Annotated in this window: 28 protein-coding genes and 1 tRNA gene; 21 read left to right on the top strand and 8 right to left on the bottom strand. The window is 30.5% G+C overall.

The window, feature by feature from the left end:
- The 6 genes from Q0958_RS15610 (at position 1) to Q0958_RS15585 (ending at position 3,525) form a co-directional block, all read left to right on the top strand.
- On the top strand, positions 1-528 hold the full coding sequence (locus Q0958_RS15610) for a hypothetical protein (protein WP_299124695.1): 528 nt from the start codon (positions 1-3) through the stop codon (positions 526-528).
- Between the two features lie 218 nt (positions 529-746).
- Complete coding sequence (locus Q0958_RS15605) at positions 747-1,205, top strand: Mpo1-like protein (RefSeq protein ID WP_299124692.1); 459 nt, start codon at positions 747-749, stop codon at positions 1,203-1,205.
- A 91-nt stretch (positions 1,206-1,296) separates the two neighbouring features.
- The gene (locus Q0958_RS15600; RefSeq protein WP_299124689.1) at positions 1,297-1,908 is read left to right on the top strand and encodes a DUF4230 domain-containing protein; all 612 of its coding nucleotides are present in this window, start codon (positions 1,297-1,299) and stop codon (positions 1,906-1,908) included.
- 293 nt (positions 1,909-2,201) lie between these two features.
- Positions 2,202-2,603 carry a GNAT family N-acetyltransferase gene (locus Q0958_RS15595; RefSeq protein ID WP_299124686.1) on the top strand — a complete coding sequence of 134 codons (402 nt, stop codon included), beginning with the start codon at positions 2,202-2,204 and terminating at the stop codon, positions 2,601-2,603.
- Positions 2,604-2,606: 3 nt separating this feature from the next.
- Positions 2,607-2,972: an MmcQ/YjbR family DNA-binding protein gene (locus Q0958_RS15590; protein ID WP_272150138.1), complete on the top strand. Its 366-nt coding sequence runs from the start codon at positions 2,607-2,609 to the stop codon at positions 2,970-2,972.
- A 4-nt stretch (positions 2,973-2,976) separates the two neighbouring features.
- On the top strand, positions 2,977-3,525 hold the full coding sequence (locus Q0958_RS15585) for a 5-formyltetrahydrofolate cyclo-ligase (RefSeq protein ID WP_299124679.1): 549 nt from the start codon (positions 2,977-2,979) through the stop codon (positions 3,523-3,525).
- A gap of 49 nt (positions 3,526-3,574) precedes the next feature.
- On the opposite strand, the gene rho is transcribed toward Q0958_RS15585, so the two are convergent.
- Complete coding sequence (rho, locus tag Q0958_RS15580; RefSeq protein ID WP_299124675.1) at positions 3,575-5,254, bottom strand: transcription termination factor Rho; 1,680 nt, start codon at positions 5,252-5,254, stop codon at positions 3,575-3,577.
- 206 nt (positions 5,255-5,460) lie between these two features.
- On the opposite strand from rho, the gene Q0958_RS15575 reads away from it, so the two are divergent.
- From Q0958_RS15575 to Q0958_RS15560, 4 genes are all read left to right on the top strand, one after another.
- Positions 5,461-5,898 carry a DUF4293 domain-containing protein gene (locus tag Q0958_RS15575; RefSeq protein WP_299124673.1) on the top strand — a complete coding sequence of 146 codons (438 nt, stop codon included), beginning with the start codon at positions 5,461-5,463 and terminating at the stop codon, positions 5,896-5,898.
- A 226-nt stretch (positions 5,899-6,124) separates the two neighbouring features.
- Complete coding sequence (locus Q0958_RS15570; protein ID WP_299124671.1) at positions 6,125-6,775, top strand: response regulator transcription factor; 651 nt, start codon at positions 6,125-6,127, stop codon at positions 6,773-6,775.
- Positions 6,776-7,064: 289 nt separating this feature from the next.
- Positions 7,065-7,742 carry a hypothetical protein gene (locus Q0958_RS15565; protein WP_299124669.1) on the top strand — a complete coding sequence of 226 codons (678 nt, stop codon included), beginning with the start codon at positions 7,065-7,067 and terminating at the stop codon, positions 7,740-7,742.
- Positions 7,726-9,534, top strand: coding sequence for an ATP-binding protein (locus tag Q0958_RS15560; protein WP_299124667.1), 1,809 nt, complete (start codon positions 7,726-7,728; stop codon positions 9,532-9,534). The genes Q0958_RS15565 and Q0958_RS15560 overlap by 17 nt, the downstream gene beginning before the upstream one ends.
- Here Q0958_RS15560 and Q0958_RS15555 read toward each other — a convergent pair.
- Positions 9,517-10,014, bottom strand: coding sequence for a metallophosphoesterase family protein (locus Q0958_RS15555; RefSeq protein WP_299124665.1), 498 nt, complete (start codon positions 10,012-10,014; stop codon positions 9,517-9,519). The genes Q0958_RS15560 and Q0958_RS15555 overlap by 18 nt on opposite strands.
- Before the next feature lie 154 nt (positions 10,015-10,168).
- On the opposite strand from Q0958_RS15555, the gene truA reads away from it, so the two are divergent.
- The 3 genes from truA (at position 10,169) to Q0958_RS15540 (ending at position 13,195) form a co-directional block, all read left to right on the top strand.
- On the top strand, positions 10,169-10,903 hold the full coding sequence (gene truA / locus Q0958_RS15550; RefSeq protein ID WP_299124663.1) for a tRNA pseudouridine(38-40) synthase TruA: 735 nt from the start codon (positions 10,169-10,171) through the stop codon (positions 10,901-10,903).
- Positions 10,904-10,953: 50 nt separating this feature from the next.
- A complete protein-coding gene (locus Q0958_RS15545; RefSeq protein WP_299124661.1) occupies positions 10,954-12,669 on the top strand; it encodes an ABC transporter ATP-binding protein in 1,716 nt (571 codons plus the stop codon).
- Between the two features lie 70 nt (positions 12,670-12,739).
- On the top strand, positions 12,740-13,195 hold the full coding sequence (locus Q0958_RS15540; protein WP_299124659.1) for a hypothetical protein: 456 nt from the start codon (positions 12,740-12,742) through the stop codon (positions 13,193-13,195).
- 47 nt (positions 13,196-13,242) lie between these two features.
- Here Q0958_RS15540 and cdaA read toward each other — a convergent pair whose 3' ends face one another.
- Positions 13,243-14,025, bottom strand: coding sequence for a diadenylate cyclase CdaA (cdaA, locus tag Q0958_RS15535; RefSeq protein ID WP_299124657.1), 783 nt, complete (start codon positions 14,023-14,025; stop codon positions 13,243-13,245).
- 34 nt (positions 14,026-14,059) lie between these two features.
- Positions 14,060-14,881 (bottom strand): dihydropteroate synthase, encoded by an 822-nt coding sequence (folP, locus tag Q0958_RS15530; protein ID WP_299124908.1) that lies wholly within the window; start codon positions 14,879-14,881, stop codon positions 14,060-14,062.
- Positions 14,882-14,961: 80 nt separating this feature from the next.
- Between folP and Q0958_RS15525 the strand changes: the two genes are divergently transcribed.
- The 5 genes from Q0958_RS15525 to Q0958_RS15505 all read left to right on the top strand — a co-directional run bounded on the left by Q0958_RS15525 (position 14,962) and on the right by Q0958_RS15505 (position 18,716).
- Complete coding sequence (locus tag Q0958_RS15525; RefSeq protein WP_299124655.1) at positions 14,962-15,507, top strand: DUF1599 domain-containing protein; 546 nt, start codon at positions 14,962-14,964, stop codon at positions 15,505-15,507.
- Positions 15,508-15,524: 17 nt separating this feature from the next.
- Positions 15,525-16,499: a DoxX family protein gene (locus tag Q0958_RS15520; RefSeq protein WP_299124653.1), complete on the top strand. Its 975-nt coding sequence runs from the start codon at positions 15,525-15,527 to the stop codon at positions 16,497-16,499.
- Between the two features lie 46 nt (positions 16,500-16,545).
- Positions 16,546-17,571: a GyrI-like domain-containing protein gene (locus tag Q0958_RS15515; RefSeq protein WP_299124651.1), complete on the top strand. Its 1,026-nt coding sequence runs from the start codon at positions 16,546-16,548 to the stop codon at positions 17,569-17,571.
- A gap of 64 nt (positions 17,572-17,635) precedes the next feature.
- The gene (gene crcB / locus Q0958_RS15510) at positions 17,636-18,007 is read left to right on the top strand and encodes a fluoride efflux transporter CrcB (protein WP_299124650.1); all 372 of its coding nucleotides are present in this window, start codon (positions 17,636-17,638) and stop codon (positions 18,005-18,007) included.
- Between the two features lie 4 nt (positions 18,008-18,011).
- Complete coding sequence (locus Q0958_RS15505; RefSeq protein ID WP_299124648.1) at positions 18,012-18,716, top strand: crotonase/enoyl-CoA hydratase family protein; 705 nt, start codon at positions 18,012-18,014, stop codon at positions 18,714-18,716.
- A 24-nt stretch (positions 18,717-18,740) separates the two neighbouring features.
- Here the strand turns inward: Q0958_RS15505 and Q0958_RS15500 are convergent, their stop codons facing one another.
- Positions 18,741-19,349 (bottom strand): DUF1684 domain-containing protein, encoded by a 609-nt coding sequence (locus tag Q0958_RS15500; protein ID WP_299124646.1) that lies wholly within the window; start codon positions 19,347-19,349, stop codon positions 18,741-18,743.
- 410 nt (positions 19,350-19,759) lie between these two features.
- Between Q0958_RS15500 and Q0958_RS15495 the strand changes: the two genes are divergently transcribed.
- From Q0958_RS15495 to Q0958_RS15485, 3 genes are all read left to right on the top strand, one after another.
- Entirely contained in the window at positions 19,760-19,990 is a 231-nt protein-coding gene (locus Q0958_RS15495) for a hypothetical protein (protein WP_272150122.1), read from the top strand.
- A gap of 160 nt (positions 19,991-20,150) precedes the next feature.
- Positions 20,151-20,225 (top strand) — tRNA-Pro (locus tag Q0958_RS15490).
- 290 nt (positions 20,226-20,515) lie between these two features.
- Positions 20,516-21,394, top strand: coding sequence for a metalloprotease (locus Q0958_RS15485; protein ID WP_299124643.1), 879 nt, complete (start codon positions 20,516-20,518; stop codon positions 21,392-21,394).
- A gap of 59 nt (positions 21,395-21,453) precedes the next feature.
- Here Q0958_RS15485 and Q0958_RS15480 read toward each other — a convergent pair whose 3' ends face one another.
- The 3 genes from Q0958_RS15480 to Q0958_RS15470 all read right to left on the bottom strand — a co-directional run.
- The gene (locus Q0958_RS15480; protein ID WP_299124642.1) at positions 21,454-21,990 is read right to left on the bottom strand and encodes a retropepsin-like aspartic protease; all 537 of its coding nucleotides are present in this window, start codon (positions 21,988-21,990) and stop codon (positions 21,454-21,456) included.
- 219 nt (positions 21,991-22,209) lie between these two features.
- On the bottom strand, positions 22,210-23,118 hold the full coding sequence (locus Q0958_RS15475) for a type IX secretion system membrane protein PorP/SprF (RefSeq protein WP_299124640.1): 909 nt from the start codon (positions 23,116-23,118) through the stop codon (positions 22,210-22,212).
- Positions 23,119-23,128: 10 nt separating this feature from the next.
- A partial coding sequence (locus Q0958_RS15470; RefSeq protein WP_299124639.1) for a gliding motility-associated C-terminal domain-containing protein occupies positions 23,129-25,762 on the bottom strand: 2,634 nt, incomplete at its 5' end.

Here is a 25,762-nt window from a genome sequence, read left to right as displayed (position 1 = left end):
ATGAAGCAAGAATCTTTAAATCATTTTATAAAAGAATTATCAAAAGTATGGGGACCTCTAACTTCAGACTTAACTAAAAAAAGTAAAGAACTAGTAGAAGAACTAACTCAAAATTGTATTGGGGAGAGTTGGGTAGATCAACTACTAAAAGAACAACTTCCTTTTAAAGAAATATATAGAAGTGAAGAACACGGATTTATATTAATGGGACATGTAGAAAAAAAAGGAGAATTTAGCCCTCCGCATGATCATGGAAGTGGTTGGGTAATTTACTCAACGGTAATTGGTCAATCCAAAATGGGACTTTTTAATCGTGTTTTTCACCCCGATGGCACCATGGATATAGTTCAAAAAGACGACTACATTTTAAAAGCTGGAGAATGTAATGTATATCTACCAGGAGATATTCATGATACTTATACTCTAGAAGACAACACTCTAATGTTGAGACTTACAAGCTGCGATTTTTTACAAGAGTTAAAAGAAGGAAGACTAGTTAGATATACAAACAATCATAAAAAATGGTAGTCTTTATATTAAGGTTATTTCATTATTAAAATATTAGAAAAACTCATTTTTAGTTTGTAAACAACTATAATTAGTTAGATGATAGGGTAATAGTTGTTCTAAAGCTCATGTCGTATTTAACGATACGCATGAGTTTTTTGCTTTTACTGAAAATATATTTTTTTGTGTAAATTCGTAGTTATGAGACTTCCTAATTGTTTCAACTAAACGTACACAATATGAAAACACTCCAACAATGGTTTGATGATTATGCAGTTAGCCATCAAAACGAAACAAACATTACGATCCATTTTATTTGTGTTCCTGCAATATTTTTTAGCATTGTAGGAATATTCATGAGTATTCCTTCTCAATTTTTAAGTAATTTATTGCAATTAAACAATCCTCTTATTGAAAATTGGGCTACCGTAGCTTTGGTACTCGTATTAATTTTTTACTTGAGATTATCTTTTTCAATGTTTCTAAAAATGTTAGTTTTTTCTATTCTATGTATTGTAGGAAATTTCTACTTAGGAAAATACGTTCCGTTACTATATACCTCAATAGCTATATTCGTAATAGCTTGGATTGGTCAGTTTTACGGACATAAAGTTGAAGGAGCTAAACCTTCATTTATTAAAGATTTACAATTTTTATTAATTGGTCCAGCTTGGGTAATAAAAAAAATGTTTAGTTAAAATTAAACAACTATATTTTCCTAGAAAGCCTCTTAGCAATGTTTGTTTTAGCAAAATAGAATATTAAGAGATTTTCTGTAAATTCGTGGCTATGGAATTACTTTTTTTAGGCTTGATAGGCGGTGCTGTAGCCTCATACTTTATTTTTCAAAAATTTTCTTCGGTTAGTAAAAGAAACCTAACAGAAAAACAATCAGTTGTACTATTAGATAAAATTAAGAAAGTATCTAAACTGATTACTGTTGAAGGAGAATTTGCTGAAATTTATCATCATGAAAACACTAAAGAGAAATTCCTTGGTTTATTTACTAGTAAGAAAAAGGCAATTATACTAATTAATGCTAAAGTTCATATTGGTTTTGACTTTAGAAAAATTGTTGTGCAAACAGATACTAAAAAAAAGACATTGGTTTTATCGGAATTCCCTAAACCTGAAGTTTTTTCTATAGAGCCCAACCTTCGGTTTTATGATATTCAAAATGGTTTGTTAAATAAGTTTAGCTCAGAAGATTTAACCGAAGTTAATAAAGAAGCTAAGGAACATATACTTCAAAAAATTCCAGAAAGTAACTTAATGCAAACTGCTAACAAAGAGGCTTTAGATGCTATTACTCTTATGGAAAATCTAGTTGAAACTATTGGATGGAAGTTAGATTACAGTTCTTTAGAATTACCTTCAGAAAATCAAAAACTTATAGAATAAGTATCACATTGACACTAAACAAACTATACAAGTACTTTAAACTCATAATACTATCTTCTCTTTCTCTTTGGATTTACTATTTTATTAGAAATGCCAGTTTTATAAAAGAATATCAAATTATGATGGATAATAGTGACGTTAGTGATGGCTTACTATTTTTTATTTTTATAAGTATTATTAAGTACTTTTCTCTATTATTTGGATTAGTTTCAATTATCTTCATACCTTACAAAATATTTACTTCTAAAAAGGAGTATACTTAAATAGTATTGCTAATATAAAAAGGACAAAAAATGATAACTATTTCTACAGATAAAAACCTACTTCAAATTGATGTAATTCATTCTTTTTTAACCAATTCGTATTGGGGAAAAGGAAGAACTTTGGCTCAAATAGAAAAAACAATTGAAAACTGTCTCTGCTTTGGAGTGTATAAAAATGGAGAACAAATTGGTTTTGCAAGAGTGGCTACGGATTATACTGTTTTTGCTTATCTGATGGATGTTTTCATTTTACCAGAACATCGAGGTAATGGGTATTCAAAAAAATTAATTGCTACTATAACACAAGCAAAAGAGCTAGAATCGTGTGGTACTTGGATGTTAAAAACTAAAGATGCTCATGGTTTATATACACAATATGGTTTTACCGAATTAAAACATCCCGAAACAGTACTCGAACGTATTTTGAAATAAATTATGGATATAGAACAACTAAGAGATTATTGCATTAATAAAAAAGGTGTTACAGAACATTTTCCTTTTGATGAGGTTACTTTAGTATTTAAAGTAATGAATAAAATGTTTGCTTTAGTAGGCTTAGATAGTTGGGAAAAAGGAGACACTAAAATGAATTTAAAATGCGATCCAGAATGGTCGTTAGAACTTAGAGGAGAATACGATAGTGTAAATCCTGGTTGGCATATGAACAAAAAACATTGGAATACTGTTCATTTAAACAACGATGTTTCTGATAAGCTTGCTTTTGAACTCATAGATCATTCCTATGATTTAGTTGTAAAAAGTTTGACAAAAAAATTACGCGAGGAACTTCATAATTCATAATGAGATGAAAAAGAAAGACCTTCGAGACATTTACAAACAAAAAAGGAAAAGTTTATCAAAATCAGAAATAGAAAATTTTGAACAAAACATTTATACTCAACTTTTCGAAATTGACTTTTCTACCTATAAAAACATCCATATTTTTCTTCCTATAGAAAAACAAAAAGAAATTAACACCTACCCTATTATTGCCTTTTTAAGAAGACAAAAAAAAACAATTATTATTAGTAAAAGTGATTTTAAAACCAACACTTTACAACATTATATTTTTGACAATTCAACCACATTAGAAATTAATAAATATGGAATTCCAGAGCCTATCAACGCTATTGAATTCGATGTTAAAAAAATAGACCTCGTATTTGTTCCGTTATTAATTTCTGACGAGCAAAATTTCAGAGTTGGTTATGGTAAAGGGTTTTATGATCGCTTTTTATCAGATTGTAAAAAAGATGTTTTTACTATTGGGCTTAACTTTTTCAAACCAATTGATAAAATTGAAGACCTTAATAAATTCGACTTTCCATTAAATAAAATCATATATCCAAAATAAAAAAACCTGCTATAAAAGCAGGTTTTTTTATATCTATTTCATCTAAAAATTATCCGTTCATAGAAATTAAGAACTCTTCGTTATTTTTAGAGAATTTAATTCTTTCGTTAATAAACGACATCGCTTCTACTGGGTTCATATCTGCTAAGTATTTACGTAATACCCACATACGTTGTACTGTTTTATCATCTAATAATAAATCATCACGACGTGTACTAGACTTAATTAAGTCAATAGCTGGGTAAATTCTACGGTTAGAAATATTACGATCTAACTGTAATTCCATATTACCAGTACCTTTGAATTCTTCAAAGATTACCTCATCCATTTTAGAACCAGTTTCAGTAAGTGCAGTAGCTATAATAGTTAATGAACCTCCGTTTTCAATATTACGAGCCGCTCCGAAGAAACGCTTTGGCTTGTGTAATGCATTAGCATCAATACCTCCCGATAATATCTTTCCAGATGCAGGAGCAACAGTATTATATGCTCTAGCTAAACGAGTTATCGAATCTAATAAGATAACAACATCATGACCACACTCAACTAAACGCTTTGCTTTTTCTAAAACTATATTTGCTACACGTACATGTTTATCAGCTGGTTCATCAAATGTAGAAGCCACTACTTCTCCACGAACATTACGCTTCATGTCTGTAACCTCCTCTGGTCTTTCATCAATTAATAAAACAATTTGATATACTTCTGGATGATTTGCCGCGATAGCATTAGCAACATCCTTTAATAACATTGTTTTACCAGTTTTAGGCTGTGCTACAATCATACCACGTTGCCCTTTTCCTATAGGAGAAAATAAATCGATTATTCTTGTAGATAAAGAACTACCTTTTTCTGCTAAATTAAATTTATCTTCAGAGAATAAAGGTGTTAAGTGTTCAAACGAAACACGATCTCTAACTATATTTGGACTTAATCCGTTTATTTTTGATACTCTAATTAAAGGAAAATACTTCTCTCCTTCTTTTGGTGGACGTACATTTCCAAGAACTGTATCTCCTGTTTTTAATCCAAATAATTTTATTTGAGATTGAGATACATAAATATCATCAGGAGATGATAAGTAATTATAATCTGAAGAGCGTAAGAAACCATATCCATCAGGCATCATTTCTAATACACCTTCACTTTCAATAATTCCATCAAACTCAAAATCAGGGTCTCTATATTTATTCCCACTCTTATGGTGTTGTTTATTAGAGTTCTGGTTTTTATGATGTGGTTTATTGCCTCTATTATTTCTTTGCTGCTGTCTGTTACTATTTGAATGCTGGTGCTGTTTTTTGTCTTCAACAGGTTGCTGTTTAGCTTCAGAAGTTTGCTTTTTTTGCGCAGCTACTGGCTTTTTAGCTTCAGCAGGTCTCTTTTTTGCAACAGTTTCTTTTTTAGTTTCAGTTTTCTTTTCAACAGCTTTTGCAGGAACCTCTACTTTTTCTTTTTTAGTTTTAGCTTCTGTTTTTTCTACAACTTTCTTTTCAACCTGCTTTTTATCAGCAGTTTCAGTTTCAGTCTTAGCTATTCTTTTTCTCTTAGTCTTTTCAGCTTTTGGTTTTGGCTTTGCTTCATTAGCACCGGCCTCAGCTTGTGCGTCTAAAATCCTATAAACTAAATCTAATTTTTTTAACTGGCTTACTTTAGTTAAACCAATAGTTTTAGCTATGGCTTGTAAGTCTGTTAATTTTTTAGTTTTTAATTCCGAAATTTCGAACATTCGTAAAAATAATTAAGTTATATAATTCTTTTATTTATAGAAAAGAATTGAATTTTATTAAGTTTTTTAATGATTGCTATATTATATAGGGGCTATATAATAGTTTAATGCGCGGTTACTTATACGACAAATATATACAAATATTTTAACTTGTAATATTTCTTTTTAAAAAAAGAAATATTACATTTGCTACCCCAATAAAAAACATGATACAAAGAATACAATCTATATATTTATTAGTAGCCGCAATTATTTCTGGCGGTTTAACTTCTGTTTTTAGTTTATGGACTAATGCAAAGAATAATACTCCTATATATATAATGGATTTATTTTCTGGAGCTTCTATATTAGAAAACGTGACTCCTGTATTATTTTTTACTTCAGCCATATTAGCTATTGTAACCTTATTCTTATTTAAGAATCGTCAGTTACAATTTGTATTAGGGCGCTTAAACATATTGATAAACCTTTTTTTATTAGGAATATTGATATATCTATCACAAACATTATCTGGAGAAGCTTTAGTTTCTGAGAAAGGTATTGGGATGTTCTTTCCTGTCATTGTTATTTTGCTGTTAGTTTTAGCAAATAAAGCCATTAAGAAGGATGAAGATCTTGTAAAATCTGTAGATAGATTACGATAAACCTAACATCTTAGTATATTTAGTGCGAAAAAACCGAGATTCTTAATCTCGGTTTTTTATTTTTGTTATATACTCACTCCTTGAGCCTTAGAAGTTTAAACGTTAAAGAAATGTTAAAGAAAATAGGGTTAACCCTAATCAGATAGGGAAAACCCTGAGATACGTTTAGGGGTATTGAGTATTGTACGCACCGCTTATATACTATAGATTTGTAAATGTAACAACGATGGATTACAAGATAAAAGTTCACATAGCTGATGACCACAAAATCTTAATAGATGGAGTTATCGCTTTATTAAATACCGAAGACAATATTGAAATTGAAGGCTATTCCTTAACGGGAAGACAAGTAGTCAATTGGTCGGCTAATAACCATGCAGATGTTTTGGTTTTAGATATTAATATGCCAGAAATGGATGGTATTGAAGTTTTAAAAACGTTTAAACAACGTAATACAAAAATTAAAACGATAATACTTTCAAGTCTAAGCGATCCGAAATTAGTACAGGAAATGGTACTACTAGGCGCTAACGGATTTGTAGACAAGAGCTGTGCTAGCGACCATATTATAGATGCAATTAAGACTGTTTATAATGGTGTTCAATATTTTAGTGATGATGTTAAAAGTAAATTACTAGAATTATATATGTCTGAATCTAAAGCAGAAGAGCAAGAAGCACCTCATAATGATTTGACGGAGAGAGAGCTTGAGGTATTGAAGCAAATAGCTTTAGAAAAAAGTTCAAGTGAAATAGCTGAACATTTAAAAGTAAGTATTAAAACGGTAGAAACGTATCGTAGAAATCTGTACAAAAAATTAAAAGTTAAAAATGTAGTAGGTTTGGCGATGTACGCTGTAAAAAACAACATAGTATAGGTATAGAAACCCTTCAATTATTTTTCTTTAATCCCCCAAATAAAAGAAAATGTCCCCCGCAATCTATACAATACACTTTATGGTGTGCGTCGCTAATAACTATCTACTCAATATAAAATATTAAAACATAGCGGTGTACGTGTTTGCAATAGCACAAATTAGAAAAACCCTTCATTTTGTTTTCTTTATACCCCCTAAAATAGAGCGTCCCCCGACACTATCTATATTTAGTACACCGCTTTTTCTTTTCACCCCCCTTAAATAAAATAACAATTTAAAACATTACATCATGAACAAATTCACTCCATTTATTCTAGCATTAAGTATCATTCTTGGATCTTGTTCTTCTAATGAAAATGAAGGTCTTATCAACAACGCTCAAGAAAATTTATTAAAGTCGTACACCCTAAAAAGAGATGCCAATGGCGCTTATTCTATTGACTTTAACACTACTAACAATACAGAGGTTACTACAGTCAAAAATGTAGACTTGTCAAATGAAATTATATTATCAGAAGCAAATCATAACACAGCAAGTAAACACAGCAATGACTTTGCCATCCAAAACGATCAACTAAAAATTGGTTTTTTAGAATCTAATAAAGGAAAAAGAACCAAAATATCTGTCCAAGATGAAAATATTACCTTTGCAAAGAAAGGAGTCACTGAATTTTTAAATTCCTATAGTATTACAAAAAATAATGATGGTACTTTTCAGTTAAATTTTAAAGTTAATGACAATGTAGCTACTGACTTTGTTTATAATGAAAATATCGAAACTTATGAAATTCATTTATCTAAGGGAGACTCTAAACAAAAAGACTTTTCAAGAACGATTAATGTCTCATCTGAAAATATATTAAAATTAGATTTTGTTAACCATAAATATTCAGGAAAAAGTCAGGAACAATATTTATCAACTGAAAACAAACCTAGAGTCATAATAAACAATGGAGATTTTGTATAATAAATTTATTTTTAAAAAAAACAACTTCCTTTTTTTAATTCTATTTCAATTAGTTTTTATTAATAAAAATTATTCAAATAGCATTAATAATGATAGTATAAAAAATAAAAATTACACAAAAATAAAAACATTATTCAACGATAAAGAATATGTTAAATCTCTTAAGTTAGGACTAAGTTTCTTAAATAAGCATAAAAAAGAAAAAGACGAGTATCAATACTTAATAAACTTAACTTTAGGAGACATTTTTTTCAAGCTAAATAATAATGAGAAAAGTCTTATTTATTATAAAGAAGCATTAAAAATTATTAAGGAGGAAAATATTTTTCTTAATGAAATAAAGTTAAAAAACAAAGTATACAGAAAGGACAATTCATTAGCTGAAGTTTTATTAAAAATAGGTAGTTTATATCATAAACTCAAGAAGAAAGATAGCGCTAACACATATTATAAAAAAGTAATTGAAATTCCATCATTTAACAATGAAGTAAATTCAGTTAAAGCTAGAGTTTTCAATAATCTTTCAGGTTTGTTTCTTGAAAAAAATATGTTTGACTCTGCAAAAGTTTATGTTCAAAAATCTATAACTATACATAAATCTCAAAATCAAAAAATTGATGAAGCTGCTGCTCTTGGAAACTTAGCTAATATTTATTTATTAGAGAAAAACTATTCAGCTGCAAAAGAGACTTATTTTAAAGGACTGGATTTAATTGAAAAAGATAATAGTTCTAAATCAATAAAATTCAAAGAAGATTTATATTACAATCTTGCATTTGCCTTGTACATGCTTAAAGACTATACAGCTTATGATTATCAAGAAAAATCTTATCTAATTAAAGATGACTTGAGAGATCAAGAAATTAGACGAACAATTGAACAAATTTACGCTAGAAGTAAACTAGATATTGAAAAAGAAAAAACTGCTTTTGCAGAAGAACAAAGAAAATTACTTGAAGCTAAAGACAGTAAAACAACTTTGCTCTTTGGAGCTCTAAGCTTATTAATTATAGTAATTTCTGGTGTTGTTGTATATAATTACAAACTAAGACAAAGAAACTTACAATTAAAACTTTCAGAGTCGGACTTATTACAACAGCAAAGTATAGAAAAGTTAAAGTCAGACGCACAAATAAAAATATTAAATGCAACCATAGACGGTAAAGAAACAGAGCGAAAACAAATAGCAGAAACTTTACACGATAATGTGAGTGCATTACTATCATCTGCTAACATGCATTTAAGTGCTACCAAAAAACAATTCAACGGAGATACTCCTCAAGAAATTGAAAAAACTAGACAAATTATTTTAGAAGCCTCTCAAAAGGTAAGAGATTTATCACATAATTTAATCTCTTCAATTCTATTAAAATTTGGTTTAGAATATGCTTTAAAAGATGTTGTCAAAAAATATTCAAATAGTGAATTAGCTTTTGAAGTTAAAGCAAATAACATTAGCAGATATAATCAGGAATTTGAGATTAAAATATTTAATGTTATTCAAGAACTAATAAATAACATTATAAAACATAGTAATGCAAATAACGCAGAAATCATATTAAAAGCAGAGAATAATCAACTAACTATTCTTGTCAAAGATGATGGGGTAGGTTTTGCTACCTCATCTTCTTCTATTAATGATGGTATTGGACTAAATCAAATAGAAGCTCGTATCAAAATGATGAACGGTAAACTTGCCATTGATTCAGAACCTGATAAAGGAACAGAAGTTTTTATACTAGTTCCAATACAACAACAAAAAGAATATGGTAGTTTATCCTCTGTGAGCTAATTCAATTACTTCCATATTCGTAATAACTCCTTTATCTATTTCAAAACGCAACATAGTTCTTACTTTATGAAAACCATGATTCCCAGCAGCTCCTGGGTTTAAATGTAATAACTTAAGTTTTTCATCAAATTGAACTTTTAAAATATGAGAATGCCCACAAATAAAAAGCTTTGGGCGTTCTCTTTTTAACTCTTCTCTAACTCTTAAGTTATACTTATTAGGATATCCACCAATATGAGTAATCCACACAGAAACACCTTCAATAACAAACTTATTATCCAAAGGAAACTCAGCTCTTGCATCTTTATCATCAATATTACCATAAACCGCTCTTAAAGGTTTGTATTTTTTTAGAGTATCAGTAACTTTTAAATCACCAATATCACCAGCATGCCAAACTTCATCTGCTTGTTTTACAAACTTTAAAATTTGATTATCAATAAAACTGTGGGTATCGGAAAGTAATAAGATTTTTTTCATTACAACAAAACTAACAAATCTCTAATATTAGCACATACAAACTTAAAAAAAACACTTGATTATTATATAAAATAACATCAGAGCATTTTATTTTTTTAAGCCATAAAACTAAGTTTATAATTTCATAATTTAGCTTTTTAAAATTTCATTTTATTTGAGGTATTTTATCGAGTTAGCTTATAACGGAAAAAGCTATCATGGTTGGCAGGTACAACCAGACGCAATAACAGTTCAAGAAAAAATAAACAAGGCTATTAGCACAGTACTTAGAGAAGAAATAAGTATTGTTGGCGCTGGTAGAACGGATGCTGGTGTACATGCTTCTCAAATGTATGCACATTTTGACACTGATAAAAAACTAGACGACAATTTTGCCTTCAGGTTAAATTCTATTTTACCAGATGATATTGTTATATTTAATACTAAATTAGTTCACAACGAAGCCCATGCACGTTTTGATGCTAGTAGCAGAAGTTATGAATATAAAATTTGGCTTGGTAGAAATCCTTTTTTATTAGATAGTTCATGGCAATTATACAATCAAAAATTGAATCTTGATTTAATGAATCAAGCAGCTGCTATTTTATATGAGTATGAAGATTTTGAGTGTTTTTCAAAAGTAAAAACAGAAGTTTACACTTTTAATTGCAAAGTAACCAATGCAGAATGGGTTTTAAACGGAAATGAATTAACATTTCATATTAGTGCTAACAGGTTTTTACGTAATATGGTAAGAGCAATTGTTGGAACTTTAATGGATGTAGGACAAGGAAAAATTACAATTGACGATTTTAGAAAAATCATAGAAAGTAAAAATAGAAGCAATGCAGGAACATCTGTTCCAGCAAAAGGATTATTTTTAACAAAAGTAGCATACGATTATATATAGTGAGTACATCAACAGGAAAAGCATTTGACATTAAAATTTTTGTAAGACTAATGAGTTTTGCAAAAAAATACCGCACCCGATTTATTATAGCAGCAACTTCTACAATATTACTTGCTGGTTTTGCTGTATTAAGTCCAGTTATATTAATGACTGCTATTGATGATTTTGTTGCAAACAAAAATCAAACAACCCTACTATATTATACAATAGCAATGTTTGCTGTATTGCTTATTCAAGTATTATTTCAGTTTAGTTTTATTTATTATGCAAATTGGGTAGGACAGCATATTATAAAAGATATTAGAACAAAAACATTTAGAAAAATACTCGATTTTAAAATGGGGTATTTTGATAATTCATCTGTGGGTAAACTAGTTACAAGAGTAGTTTCTGATATTGAAACCATTGCAAACTTCTTTACTCAAGGAGTTTTTATGATTGTTAGTGATATTCTTAAAATGATAGTGGTAATTATCGTTATGGCATTTACCAACTGGAAACTAACTATAATAGCATTGGTAACATTACCTGTTTTAATTTATGCTACCAAACTTTTCCAAATAGCGATAAAATCAACATTCCAAGATGTAAGAAATCAAGTAGCAAACCTAAATGGATTTGTACAGGAAAGAGTTACAGGAATGAAAATTGTTCAGCTTTTTAATCGTGAGAAAATTGAATACCAAAATTTCGTAGAGATTAACAACAAACACAAAAAAGCACATATAAAAACAGTTTGGTACTACTCTATCTTCTTCCCTATTGCTGAAATTTTATCGTCAATTGCTATTGGGTTAATTGTATGGTATGGAGGGTTACAAGTAATAGACAATAGCGCCATATCAGTGGGAGCTATTATTGGGTTTATCAAAATGGCTCAGATGTTATTTAGACCACTTCGTCAAATTGCCGATAAATTTAACCAACTACAAATGGGAATTGTAGCAGGTGAACGTGTTTTTAAAGTAATTGACACAGAAAGCTCAATTAATAAAGATGGAAATATTACAGCAGAATCTTTAGAAGGAAATATTAATTTTAAAGATGTTCGTTTTAGCTACATTAAAGGAGAAGAAATATTAAAAGGTATTAGTTTTAATGTTAAAAAAGGAGATACTGTTGCCATTGTTGGAGCTACCGGAGCAGGAAAATCCACAATTATAAATCTTATCAACCGTTTTTACGAAATTGATAGCGGTACTATTTGTATTGATACTATTCCTGTTCAAGATTACGAGATCAACTCTTTACGTAAAAAAGTAGCAGTGGTTTTACAAGATGTTTTCCTATTTTCAGATACCATCTACAATAATATTACTTTAAAAAATGAGGATATTTCTCTTGAAGAAGTTAAAGAAGCAGCCAAACAAATAGGTATTCATGAATTTATAATGAGCTTACCTAACAATTATCAATACAATGTTAAAGAAAGAGGTGCAATGCTTTCTTCTGGTCAGCGACAATTAATTGCTTTTTTACGTGCTTATGTTAGTAAACCTAGTATTTTAATTTTAGATGAAGCAACTTCTTCTGTAGATACTCATTCTGAACAAATGATTCAATATGCTACAGATAAAATAACTAAAAATAGAACATCTATTGTAATTGCTCACAGGCTTGCAACGATTAAAAAATCGGACACAATTATTGTAATGGATAAAGGTGAAATTGTAGAGCAAGGAAGCCATACAGAACTGCTTAAAAAAGATAATGGTTACTATAAAAATCTTTACGACAAACAATTTAGCACAGAAATTATTTCATAAATAATTTGTTTAAGAGACTCAAAACAATAAATTTGTTACTCAATCAATTTAAACTAAAAATCAATTAATCATGAAAAAAGTAATTTTATCTGTATTTGTTGTTGGAGCTTTATTAGCAACTTCATGTAAAAACGCAAAAGAAGAAACTAAAGCTGCTACAGATGCTGCTGTTGAAGCAACTGAAAAAGCTGCTGAAGCTACTACTGAGGCTGCAACTAAAGTTGTTGAAGAAGCAGAAGCTGCTGTAGAAAAAGCTACTGAAGCTGTTGAGTCTGCTTTAGAAGGGGTAACTATCCCTAGTTTTGACAACGAAAAAGTAGACGCATACGTAAAAAGTTATGCTGCTTACGCAAAAGATTATATCGACGCAAAAGGAGATGTTCTTAAGAATACTGAATTAGCTAAAAAAGGTGTAGAATTAGCTGCTAAAGGAAAAGAAATAGTAAGTTCTTTAGATGCTGAAACTGCTAAGAAATTTAACAGTGTAATGACAGCTATCCAATCTAAAATGGCACCAGCTAAATAATTTTAGATTTTTATAAAAACTAAAAAGCTCGCTTTAGCGAGCTTTTTTTATGCAGTTAAATCTTTTTGTAATTTCTTAAATAATTCTTCTGGAGTTTTATACAATACAAACTCTCCATTATTTATATACGATATTTCACCTGTTTCTTCTGATACTAATAAACAAATTGCATCTGTTTTTTCAGTAACACCTATCGCTGCTCTATGTCTTAATCCAAACCTAGAAGGAATTTTCATACTATCTGAAACCGGTAAAATAACACGAGTAGCAATAATGTAGTTGTCTCTAATAACTGTAGCGCCATCATGTAAAGGGCTATTTTTATAAAAAATACTTTCTAGTATTGCCTCATTTACTAGCGCATTCATTTTATCCCCAGTATTAATTAGAAAATCTAAATTATTCGTTTTTTCAATTACTATTAAAGCTCCTGTTTTAGTTTTCGATAAATTAAAACACGCTTTTAAAATTGTTTCAATATCAATTTCTGAATTGATTTCCGATTGTAAAAATTTTAATTGATTTAAAAACCCACGTTTCGTAGAAAAATTAGTGGTACCTATCATTAATAAAAACTTTCTAATTTCTTGTTGAAATACTATAATCAGCGCAATAACTCCTCCAGAAAGTAAATAACCTAATATTCCACTAAGCATCTCCATATGAAGTGCTTGGGTAATTTTCCAAATCAAAAAAATTAAAGCGATTCCAATAACTATATTAATGGCTACCGTTCCTTTTAATAACTTGTATATATAATATAAAAGTACAGCGACTAAAATAATATCAAGCACATCCAGAAACGAAAAATCAATAAAATCTAAACTCATTTATTTTATAGAAGTTTTAGTAAATGTAATCATTTTATGATAATTGCTCTACTATTTTAACAGCTTCTACCGCTTCTCTTACATCATGAACCCTTAAAATATTAGTGCCATTTAGCAAAGCAATCGTATTAGCTACTGTTGTCGCATTCAAAGCTTCTTGAGGAGTTATATCTAATAATTTATACAACATCGATTTTCTAGAAACCCCAGTTAGAACAGGAACATTCAAATGTTTAAATAAACTTAATTTTTGTAACAACTCGTAATTATGTTCTAGTGTTTTTCCAAAACCAAAACCAACATCAATGATAACATCATTTACTTTTAGCTCACGAAGCTTAAAAATTTGAGCTGCAAAAAATGAAGTTATTTCTCTCACTATATCAGTATAAGTAGGGTTTTGCTGCATATTTTTAGGAGTTCCTTGCATATGCATCATAATATAAGGCACTTGTAATTTCGCTACGGTTTCAAACATTTTAACATCCATTACTCCCCCAGAGATATCATTAATAATTGCTGCTCCAGTATTAATAGTTTCCTCTACTACCCTACTCCTAAATGAATCTACAGAAATTATAATTTCTGGAAACTTTTTTACTAATAATTCAATAACTGGTATAATTCTCTGTAACTCTTCTTCTTCAGAAATATGTTTAGCTCCTGGTCTTGACGAATAAGCTCCTACATCAATAAATGTAGCTCCATCATTTAACATTTTTTCTGTCTGTATAAGTATCTCTTTCTCATTTTTATATTTACCACCATCAAAAAAAGAATCGGGGGTAATATTTAAAATCCCCATTACTTTAGGAGAAGAAAGATCTATTAAACTTCCTTTACAATTAATTGTCATCATAATAAATTTCCAAGTAAAAATAAACGAAAAGCTTGTAATATTTACTATTTTTGGTCGATTACTTTTAAATAAAAAAGATGCAAAACACATCCCAACAATACGATTCAGTAGTTGAAGAATGTAGAAGTTTGTTTATAAAAAAAATGAGTGACTACGGTAGTGCATGGAGAATATTAAGACTGCCATCATTAACCGATCAAATTTTTATCAAAGCTCAACGTATCCGACAACTACAAGAAAACACTGAACGTAAAGTAGATGAAGGTGAAAAATCAGAATTTATTGGAATTATTAATTATTCAATAATGGCTTTAATTCAGCTAGAAAAAGGAGTTGTTGAACAACCTGATATGAATACTGAAGATGCTACTGATTTGTACGACAAACATGTAAAAATTACCAAAGAGTTAATGGAAAATAAAAACCATGACTATGGTGAAGCATGGAGAGATATGAGAATTTCTTCCTTAACAGATTTAATTCTTCAAAAACTTCTTCGTGTAAAACAAATTGAAGATAACCAAGGAAAGACTATAGTTTCAGAGGGAATAGACGCAAATTATCAAGATATGATTAATTATGCTATTTTTGCTTTGATTCACCATTCAGAATTAGACAGTTAACCTAAACCCCTTAAAAAATGATTTTAAAAATTTCAACACATATTTCAAGAGTACTTGTAGGACTTTTATTTATTTATTCAGGATTTGTAAAACTAGTAGACCCTATAGGTTCTCAATATAAATTTCAGGAATATTTTAGTGAAGGAGTATTAAACATGGAGTTTTTAATTCCTTATACTTTACCTTTTTCTATTCTTTTAATTGTAACTGAATTAGTTTTAGGAATAATGCTTTTAGTAGGTTTTAAACCTAAATTTACGGTTTGGAGTTTGTTTAGTCTTAACTTAGTATTCTTATTCTTAACCTGGTATTCATACACTTACAACAAAGTAACTGACTGTGGTTGTTTTGGAGATGCTTTAAAACTTACACCTAAAGAAACATTTTATAAAAATGTCGTATTCATGATTTTTATCGTGATTTTAATTATAGGATTAAGATACATTACACCTTTAATTTCTAAAAAAGTAGGTGCTTTAGCTACATACGCTTCAGTTTTCTTTTCATTAGTGATTGTATATCACGTTTTACAACACTTACCAATTATAGATTTTAGAGCTTACTCAATAGGAACTAATATTGCTGAAGGAATGGCATATAAAGATGGAAGCGATGAAGTTCCTCCTATTCATGATTTTATGATTGAAACTGATGAAGGTGATAAATTAGAAGAAATGCTTGGTAAAGATAAAGCAATGTTAATTATGCTTTACAACTTCGAGAAAACTGAAAAAGAAGGATTACCAGCTATTTCAAAAGTAGCAGCTGATGCAAAAGCTAAAGGATATGAAATTTATGTTTTAACAGCTTCTTATATTGAAGACTTAGCAGCTACACAAAAAGAATTTGGTTTACCATATACTTTTGGTTTTTGTGATGAAACTGCTTTAAAAACTGCAATTAGAGCCAATCCAGGAGTTATTACTGTAGAAAATGGAGTTATTGTAGGAAAGTGGAATTGGACTGATGCTGACGATGTTGTTTTAAAATAACAATTTAAAAATCAGTAACTTTACAATAAATCAAACTATAATAATTATGAAAATCTTAAAATACATACTGCTACTTATAGTGGCAGTAATTGCTATTGGCTTAATTTACGTTAGTACTTATACTGGAAGTTACGACGTAAGTAGAAGCAAAGTAATAAAAGCTCCGATTGCACATGCATTTAATACCGTAAACGATTTAAAAACATGGGAAAAATGGGGGCCATGGCATGATGAAGACAGCACTATTGTAGTAACTTATGGTGATAAAACAGTAGGTGTTGGTGCTTCTGATAGCTGGACAAGTAAAGACGGACCAGGAAAAATGGAAACTGTTGCTTTAGTTGAAAACAAATCTATTGACCAAAAAATATCTTTTATGGATAGTGAACCAGGAGATATTTATTGGAATTTTGAAGAAGTATCTGATGGCACAAAGGTAACATGGGGTATGAAAGCTGAGAAATCTCCTTTTTTCTTTAAAATGATTGCCGCATTCACAGGAGGTTGGGACAATATGTTTGGACCAATGGAAGAAAAAGGATTAGATAATTTAGAAAAGGTTCTTTTGGAAACAATTCCAGCAACTCCAAAGTTTACCATTGGCGAAATTTCTACAAAAGAGGTGCCTGAAAAAATCTTTATCGGGTACCGTCATAAGATTAAAATTGACCATAAAGAAATGACACGTTTATTCATGCAAGATTTACCTAAAGCAGGAATGTATGCAGCTAAAAATGGACTAAAACTTGGTGATTACACTCCTGGGGCTGTATTTAGTAAATACGATGAAAAATCTGGAGAAACTGAATTTTATATCGGATTACTTTTAAACAAAGAATTAGCACCAGCTACAGGAATGGAAGTTGTAAAGTTACCTGCAGGTAATAGCCTAGTAATTTCTAAATTTGGTAATTACGGAGAAGGTGATTACGATGCACATACCAAAATAGACAATTATTTAAAAGAGAATAATCTTACTCAAAAATGGCCTATTTGGGAATTGTACGTTAACGACCCAAGTACTGTAAAACCTACAGAAATACAAACTGATATTTATTATCCAATTGAATAATACAAAAACTATATATTCGTAAAACCTCACAAAATTTGTGAGGTTTTATTATTTTCGCATATATATGAAACAACTATTATTAGTTTTTATTGGTGGCGGAACTGGAAGTGTTTTGAGATACCTTATAGGTAAACTTTTAAACAGTCCTGCAACAGGTATTCCTTATGGCACATTTGCTGCAAATGTTTTAGGAAGCTTATTTATAGGTATCATCCTAGGTTTGGCTGCAAAAAATGAAACCTTAACTCAAAATCACACCTTATTATTAGCCACTGGTTTTTGTGGTGGTTTTACCACTTTTTCAACCTTTGCTTATGAAAATCATATTTTCTTAAAATCGGGAGATTTTACCTCTTTTGCTTTTTATACAATTGCAAGTTTCATTCTTGGTTTTTCAGCTGTTTTTGCTGGAATCTATTTAATTAAATTTATATAAACATATGAGTACCCCTGTTCAGTATACATCGAAAGATGCTTATGTAATTATTACTATTACAAACGGAAAAGCAAATGCTATTTCACATGAAGTTATTGATGCTTTAAACATTGCATTCAATCAAGCAGAACAAGAAAAGAAAGTTGTTATTTTAACAGGTCAACCCGGTATCTTTTCTGCTGGTTATGACTTAAAAAGCATGACAGCTTCTCCTGAATCGGCTTTAGAGTTAGTAACCAAAGGCTCTAAGTTATCACTTAGAATGTTATCTTTTCCTTTTCCAGTTATAATCGCTTGTAGTGGACACGCAATTGCAAAAGGAGCTTTTTTACTTCTTTCTGCTGATTATAGAATAGGTACCGAAGGTGATTTTAAAATTGGATTAAACGAAGTTATGATTGGAATGACAATGCACCATGCTGGTATTGAAATAGCCAAAGCGCGCTTAGCTCCTATCTATTTTGAAAGAAGCATTAGTAATTCTGAAATATACACTCCTGCAAATGCTGTTACAGCTGGTTTTCTGGATAGAATTGTACCTGAAGATCATTTGATGCCTACAGCTATAAAGATTGCTGAAATGTTTTCTAACTTAAACAAAAAAGCACATGCTGAAACAAAATTAAAGGTTAGAAAAAACTATTTAAATTCATTACAACAAGCAATAGAACAAGATAGCATAGAAGGATTAAATCCTCCAATTAAATAAAAAAGCCTGCTAAGCAGGCTTTTTTTATGGTTTTTTATAGGCCATTACTCCAGCCTTTATCTCAGTATCTAAATAATTATCTCTAGGTGTAATAGGACAAGAATATCGATCACTATATGCACAATAAGGATTATATGCCTTATTAAAATCAATAGTTATTGTACCATCCTCATTTTCATCAGTGACTAAAACATCAATAAAACGCCCTCCTTCATAAGAAGTTTTTCCATTAGTATTATCCAAAAATGGTAAAAACAAGTTATCCTTATATTTTGGCTCTGGGTGTTCATCTCGATATATAGCTAATTTAAAATCTTTTCCATTTATTTTAAAAGAAACTACACCATACTTTTTATACACCGCAACCCTATCAGTAGTTGTAGGAAAGTTGAATGTTGGAGCATCAGGTGTCTTAATTAATTTAGCTCTTACGATATACGCTTCTGAAATTGGAAAAAAATCCAACCCTTTAAAGTTCCTTAATCCTTTTTTAGTCAATGGTGATTTAGAAGCATCCTTAAATTCAGTATTCATTTCTATTTGAAAAGGAGACTTCCCTGTAATTTTCCTCTTTTTCTTACTACTACATGACTGAAATACAACCACTAAAATTATTAATATTACTTTTCTCATTAAATCTGTTATGTTTAAAATTAAAGACTTATCACATAAAATCTTAAGACTTCAAAAATACTTTATTCTCAATAATTCACCATAAACAAATGAATAATCATCAAAAAAGCCCAGTATTTATGTTAATTTTCTGTAAATAGACTTGACATAACAAATAAAAATTATTATATTTAACTCAATAGATTACATCTATGATTAACAAAAACTAGGAAATTTTGGTCTAAATTACGTTATAAAGAAAATTTATAAAAAAATAAAATAATTTGATGAATTTATTATAGGTTAAATGAAAGATTAGTATATATTTGTCGCCCAATTTATTTATAGAGAAAATAAATCTTTTTTATTCGGAATCAATTACCAGACTTATTCTAAAAAAAGATAATTTAATTAAAATTAGTAGATATTTTATGAACTCAGAATTAATAAGTAAAGCAGATGAATTTGAAAACAGAAAGTTCAAATTTATCACTACTAGTGATCGAATATTAGCTTCAAGAGAAGCTAAAGCTTTGATATTAGAGATAAACGAGGTATATAAAGAAACTAAGGACACTGCCTTAATGGATGCAATGAAAAGATTAACCGTTGTAAAACAGCGAATTGAAAAGCGTTTAAAAGGTAAACCCTTAACTGCGTAATATTGAACAGAAACAATAAACGACAATTTATAACGTTTATAAAATAGATAGAATAATAATTTTTAATCAACTATTATTCTTTATAATATTTATTCTTGATAAAAGTTCTAGGTCTGCCCTAGAACTTTTTATTTTTTTAATAATATATTTGCTTACAACTCGGGATGTAGCTTAGTCCGGTTAAAGTGCACGGCTGGGGGCCGTGAGATCGAAGGTTCGAATCCTTTCATCCCGACTTCACTGTGTATTAAAAAATTCAATAGAAAAATTCTTTACTTTTACCTCCAACTATTATCTATAAAATACACTGAATAAAAAAACAAACACGAAGGACATAGTCTCAACCACTTACAAATATTGAGTTTTATATTTCACTACAACAAAACAGAATTAAAGCATAGATAATTAAAGAATTTAACTATTTTAATAAATTAAATTTATTATTTAAATATTTTTATTAAAAATACAATAATACACAATTGCATTCGTTTTCAACTTGGTCAACCCCCAAACCCTTCAAAATAAATGAAAAATTTCATTAAATTAACAACGTTGGCTATTTTAGTTTCGTTGCAAAGTTGTGACAATCAAGAAATAGCTAAAGACATAGCATTAAGCGCTAATTCACCAGAAGCTGGTGTTTTACCAAGTGAATTTGATAATCACAACACAGCACACAAATGTGCAACAGTATCTCAATTTGGACCAAACTCTTATTGGTCAAACACACTTATCAATACAAGTGAAACCAACTTTTTAAAACAACAAAACAATAAAGCATCAAGCCTTTTTGGTATAGCTAATGTTCCTCTTTATTTTGCAGCAGGAAGTGGTACTTTCAATGCTTTATCTTACGGACCTCCAGCAAATTATATTATTTGGGGTGAAGAAATGTTAAGAGGAGCTTTAAATTATGGAAGATCTGCTGTAGCATATATTGTAGCACATGAGGTAGCTCATCAAATACAATTTAGACAAGGATATCCTTCAGTAACCGGACCTTCTAATACTGAATTAGAAGCTGATGGTTTTGCCGGGTATTTCTTAAGAAGAAGTTACACTTCTAATTGGTCTGATGTTATTCCTGCATACAATTTTTCTCAATCTATAGCTGGAGCTAGTGGGTCTTCTCACGGTTCTGCTTCGCAAAGACGTTCTGCTGTAAGATTAGGATGGTTATTAGGAAACAATGGTAATTTATCTAATTCAAACCTAGATTATAACTTTTTTTACTACTACAATACTTATGTTATTCCTGGTAAATTAAAATCTAGCAATCTTGAAAAGCCAGAAAAAATTGATGAAGAATTACACAAATTTATGTTAACTAAAATAGAAGAATTAGTTGATATTCATACTGGGAAAATCTCTGAAAAAGAATACGCTAACTTAGGAAATAACTAAAAAATAATATTAAATATGGGTTGACCATTTTATAAAGAGAGGTTTTAAAACCTCTCTTTTTATTTTTTTAAATACAATATAAGATTAGAATAATCTATTATTGCTTTTTTATTTGTCAAAATATCTGCTCCAATTACACCATCAATTTCTTCCAACCCCATACTTTCAAATGCTTTATTAACATGACCCAAACTCATTAAGGTTAAGCCTAATTCATCCATTTCTAATTCTCCTATTCTAAAATTATTTTTTTCTGAAGCTAACATTTGCAACCCTGTTCCTCCAGCACCAGTACCTTCATCACCTGAATTTACAGCTTGCATATGAAACTTTTCTTTATTTTTTTTATCAATAACAGTAGCTCCTGCTCCAGTATCTAAAATAAAATTTCCTTTAACCCCATTAAGTTGTCCATAAATATGTAAATGCCCTGAAGACATTTTTTTTAATTCTAACTTTACATATTCATCTTTAATCAAATAAGACTCTAAACTAAACTTCTGATTCTCTACTGGCTCTTCTTTTTTAGTACTATACTTACAAGCACATAGGAATACAACAACAAACAGTAGATTAATTTTTATTATTTTTTTCATAATGTTATATTATAATTTCTATGCAAGTTTATAGCTAGTTTAAACCTTATTAAGTTAACTAATGTTAATTATGGTTAACTATTATTTTCTTCCATAAGAATAAATATATAGCTCCAGACTTTAGCATAATCTTAAAAAACGATTATTTCAACAAAAAAAAGAGCAAGTAATAGAAAATCACTTACCCTTTTATAAATCAATCTATTTTCTGAAATACTTTTAAAAAAATCTTAGAAATTTAGACTTCTCTTTCCCAAAGCTAAAGGTCATTAATACCTCGTGACTTCCAGAATTAAAATCCCCTAAATTTGTAAAAGTATGATCGTATGCATATCCCATTCTTAATTTCTCAGTAATATCTAAACTAAAAATAGCCGAAAACGAATCGTCATACCTATATGACAGTCCAAACTCAATATTATCGTAAAACAATATATTTGCAGAATATTCTACAGAAACTGGAGCCCCTACAGCCGCTTTCGCTAAAAACGAAGGCTTAAATTTTATATCATCACTCATTTGAAAAACATATCCTCCTGTAAAGAAATAATGTGTTTCCTCTAATGCCTTAGAAACAATACCTTTTCCTCTTTCAAAATGAATTGTTTTTAATAAATTCGGAGCTGACAATCCTAGATAATATCTATCTGTATAATAATAAAGCCCTACTCCAAAATTAGGATTCGTTTCATTTAAATTATTTTGAAAAGCAATATCACCTGAATTAACGATATTTAAAAACGATAATGGCGCTGATAAAAATGTAACTCCAGCTTTTAAACCAAAAGCTAGTTTTGCTGCTTCATTCACTTTTATTGTATAAGAAAAATCCGCATATACATTCTGCTCAGACAAAGGTCCTATTTTATCTGCAATTACAGAAAGCCCCATTCCTACATTTTTACCTAAAGGTGCTTGCGCGTTAAACGTAAATGTTCTTGGCGCATCTTTGATACCAGCCCATTGAGATCTACCCAAAACACTCAAAACCAAACCATCTTTAGACCCTGCATAAGCTGGATTTACAATATTCATATTATACATATACTGTGTATAATGTGGATCCTGTTGACCTTTAACAGAAAAGGCACTAAATATTACTATTATTATTAATATAACTTTTTTCATTTCTTTTCTATTATCTATTAATATAAACCCAACCTGTAAATTGCTTACCACTACCATCATTCAATTCTATAACATAGTAATATGTACCCACTGGAACTGGTTTACTACTATCAAATGTTAAACTAGCATTTGAATAACCATTCCACCATTGCGGATTACTACTTCCGTTGTTATCATATCTGTAAACTTTTCTACCATATCTATTATAAACTCCCATACTAAAGTTTCTATAGTTTGATAAGAATGGAATTACAAAAAGATCATTTACTCCATCTCCGTTTGGTGAAAAACCTTCTGGTATAATTGTACAGTCAGTTAAATCAATATGATCTGGCACTTTATCATTATCACAGTCATTCATAAACTCATCGATAGTTAATATACCATCGTTGTCATCATCTGTATCTAGGTAATCAGGCGTTCCATCTCCATCAGTATCATCATTTGTTGGATCTCCATCGTTATTTATATCTTCATCAGCAGTTAATACTCCATCTCCATCATCGTCTGAATCTTGATAATCTGAAACTCCATCACCGTCACTATCCCCAGTACCTTCAGTATTGTCAGAAACTCCATCTCCATCCGAATCTAAATCTAAATAATCAGGTGTTCCATCTCCATCTGTATCTCCTGACCCTTCTGTTGCATCTGGTATTCCATCTCCATCACTATCAGTATCTAAACTATCAGGTATTCCATCTCCATCACTATCTCCATTACCTTCATCTACATCTGAAATTCCATCACCATCATCATCTGGATCAGTAACATCTGGATCACCATCGCCGTCGGTATCTGTTTGTACAGTTACGGTAATTGTTTCTGTTTCACAAACCTGTGGTGTTACCGCCGTATTACATACTTGCAACTCTATAGTAACCGTTCCTCCTTCTTCTCCTGCTGCTGGTGTATAAGTTACTTCTCCTGTTAATGGATCTATACTTACTGTTCCTGTAGCTGTCCCTCCTGTTTGAGTAATACTTGTATTTACTCCTGGTTCAAAATCATCATTTGTTAAAACATTCACCGAAGCAGCTTGTCCTTCCACTACAGTTAGAGCATCATCTTCTACTTTTACTTCTAATGGATTTGTATCTGTTCCATCTGGGTTTCCATCGTTATCATCATCTGGATCGGTAACATCTGGATCACCATCGCCATCAGTATCTGTTTGTACAGTTACGGTAATTGTTTCTGTTGCACAAACCTGTGGTGTTACTGCTGTATTACATACTTGTAATTCTATAGTAACTGTTCCTCCTTGCTCTCCAGCAGCTGGTGTATAAGTTACTTCTCCTGTTAATGGATCTATACTTACTGTTCCTGTAGCTGTTCCTCCTGTTTGAGTAATGCTTGTATTCGCTCCTGCTTGAAAATCATCATTTGTCAAAATATTTACTGAAGCGGTCTGCCCTTCTCCTACTACTAAAACATCATCTGTTACTTTTACTTCTAATGGATTTGTATCTGTTCCATCTGGGTTTCCATCATTATCGTCATCTGGATCGGTAACATCTGGATCTCCATCGCCATCAGTATCTGTTTGTACTGTTACGGTAATTGTTTCTGTTGCACAAACCTGTGGTGTTACAGCCGTATTACATACTTGCAACTCTATAGTAACCGTTCCTCCTTCTTCTCCTGCTGCTGGTGTATAAGTTACTTCTCCTGTTAATGGATCTACACTTACTGTTCCTGTAGCTGTTCCTCCTGTTTGAGTAATACTTGTATTCGCTCCTGCTTGAAAATCATCATTTATTAAAACATTCACCGAAGCAGTTTGTCCTTCCACTACAGTTAAAGTATCATCTGTTACTTTTACTTCTAATGGATTTGTATCTGTCCCATCTGGATTGCCATCGTTATCATCATCTGGATCAGTAACATCTGGATCTCCATCGCCATCAGTATCTGTTTGTACTGTTACGGTAATTGTTTCTGTTGCACAAACTTGTGGTGTTACAGCCGTATTACATACTTGCAGCTCTATAGTTACCGTTCCTCCTTCTTCTCCTGCTGCTGGTGTATAAGTTACTTCTCCTGTTAATGAATCTATATTTACTGTTCCTGTAGCTGTTCCTCCTGTTTGAGTAATACTTGTATTCGCTCCTGCTTGAAAATCGTCATTTATTAAAACATTTACCGAAGCAGTTTGTCCTTCCACTACAGTTAAAGCATCATCTGTTACTTTTACTTCTAATGGATTTGTATCTGTCCCATCTGGGTTTCCATCATTATCATCATCTGAATCAGTAATATCTGGATCCCCATCGCCATCGGTATCTATTAAAACATTTAAAGTACCTGAAACATAATTAAAAGAATAATTATTATCTACTCCTCCTGACGCCGTAATAGGATACATTCCAACTGGAGATGCAATTGTCGCTGTAGTACTTGCTACCGGAACTGTACCTAAATCCGCAACACTATCTCCTCCTATAAAACCTGAATAAGTAATCGTAAAAACTGGATTAGCAACTCCCACTGCTCGAGATTTATCATCAGCTGTTACCGTTAATACTTTGGCTGTAATATCTGCTGTTAAGCCACTTGGTTGAGTAACTGTATAATTTCCTGCATCCGTTCCTGTTAAGGTATAACTTCCTGTGGTAGCAGTTACTGATATTCCAGTCCCTAC

This window comes from uncultured Tenacibaculum sp., assembly GCF_947499065.1.
GTDB lineage: Bacteria > Bacteroidota > Bacteroidia > Flavobacteriales > Flavobacteriaceae > Polaribacter.
Note: the sequence above shows the minus strand (reverse complement) of the source record. Positions and strands in the feature narration are given on the sequence as shown.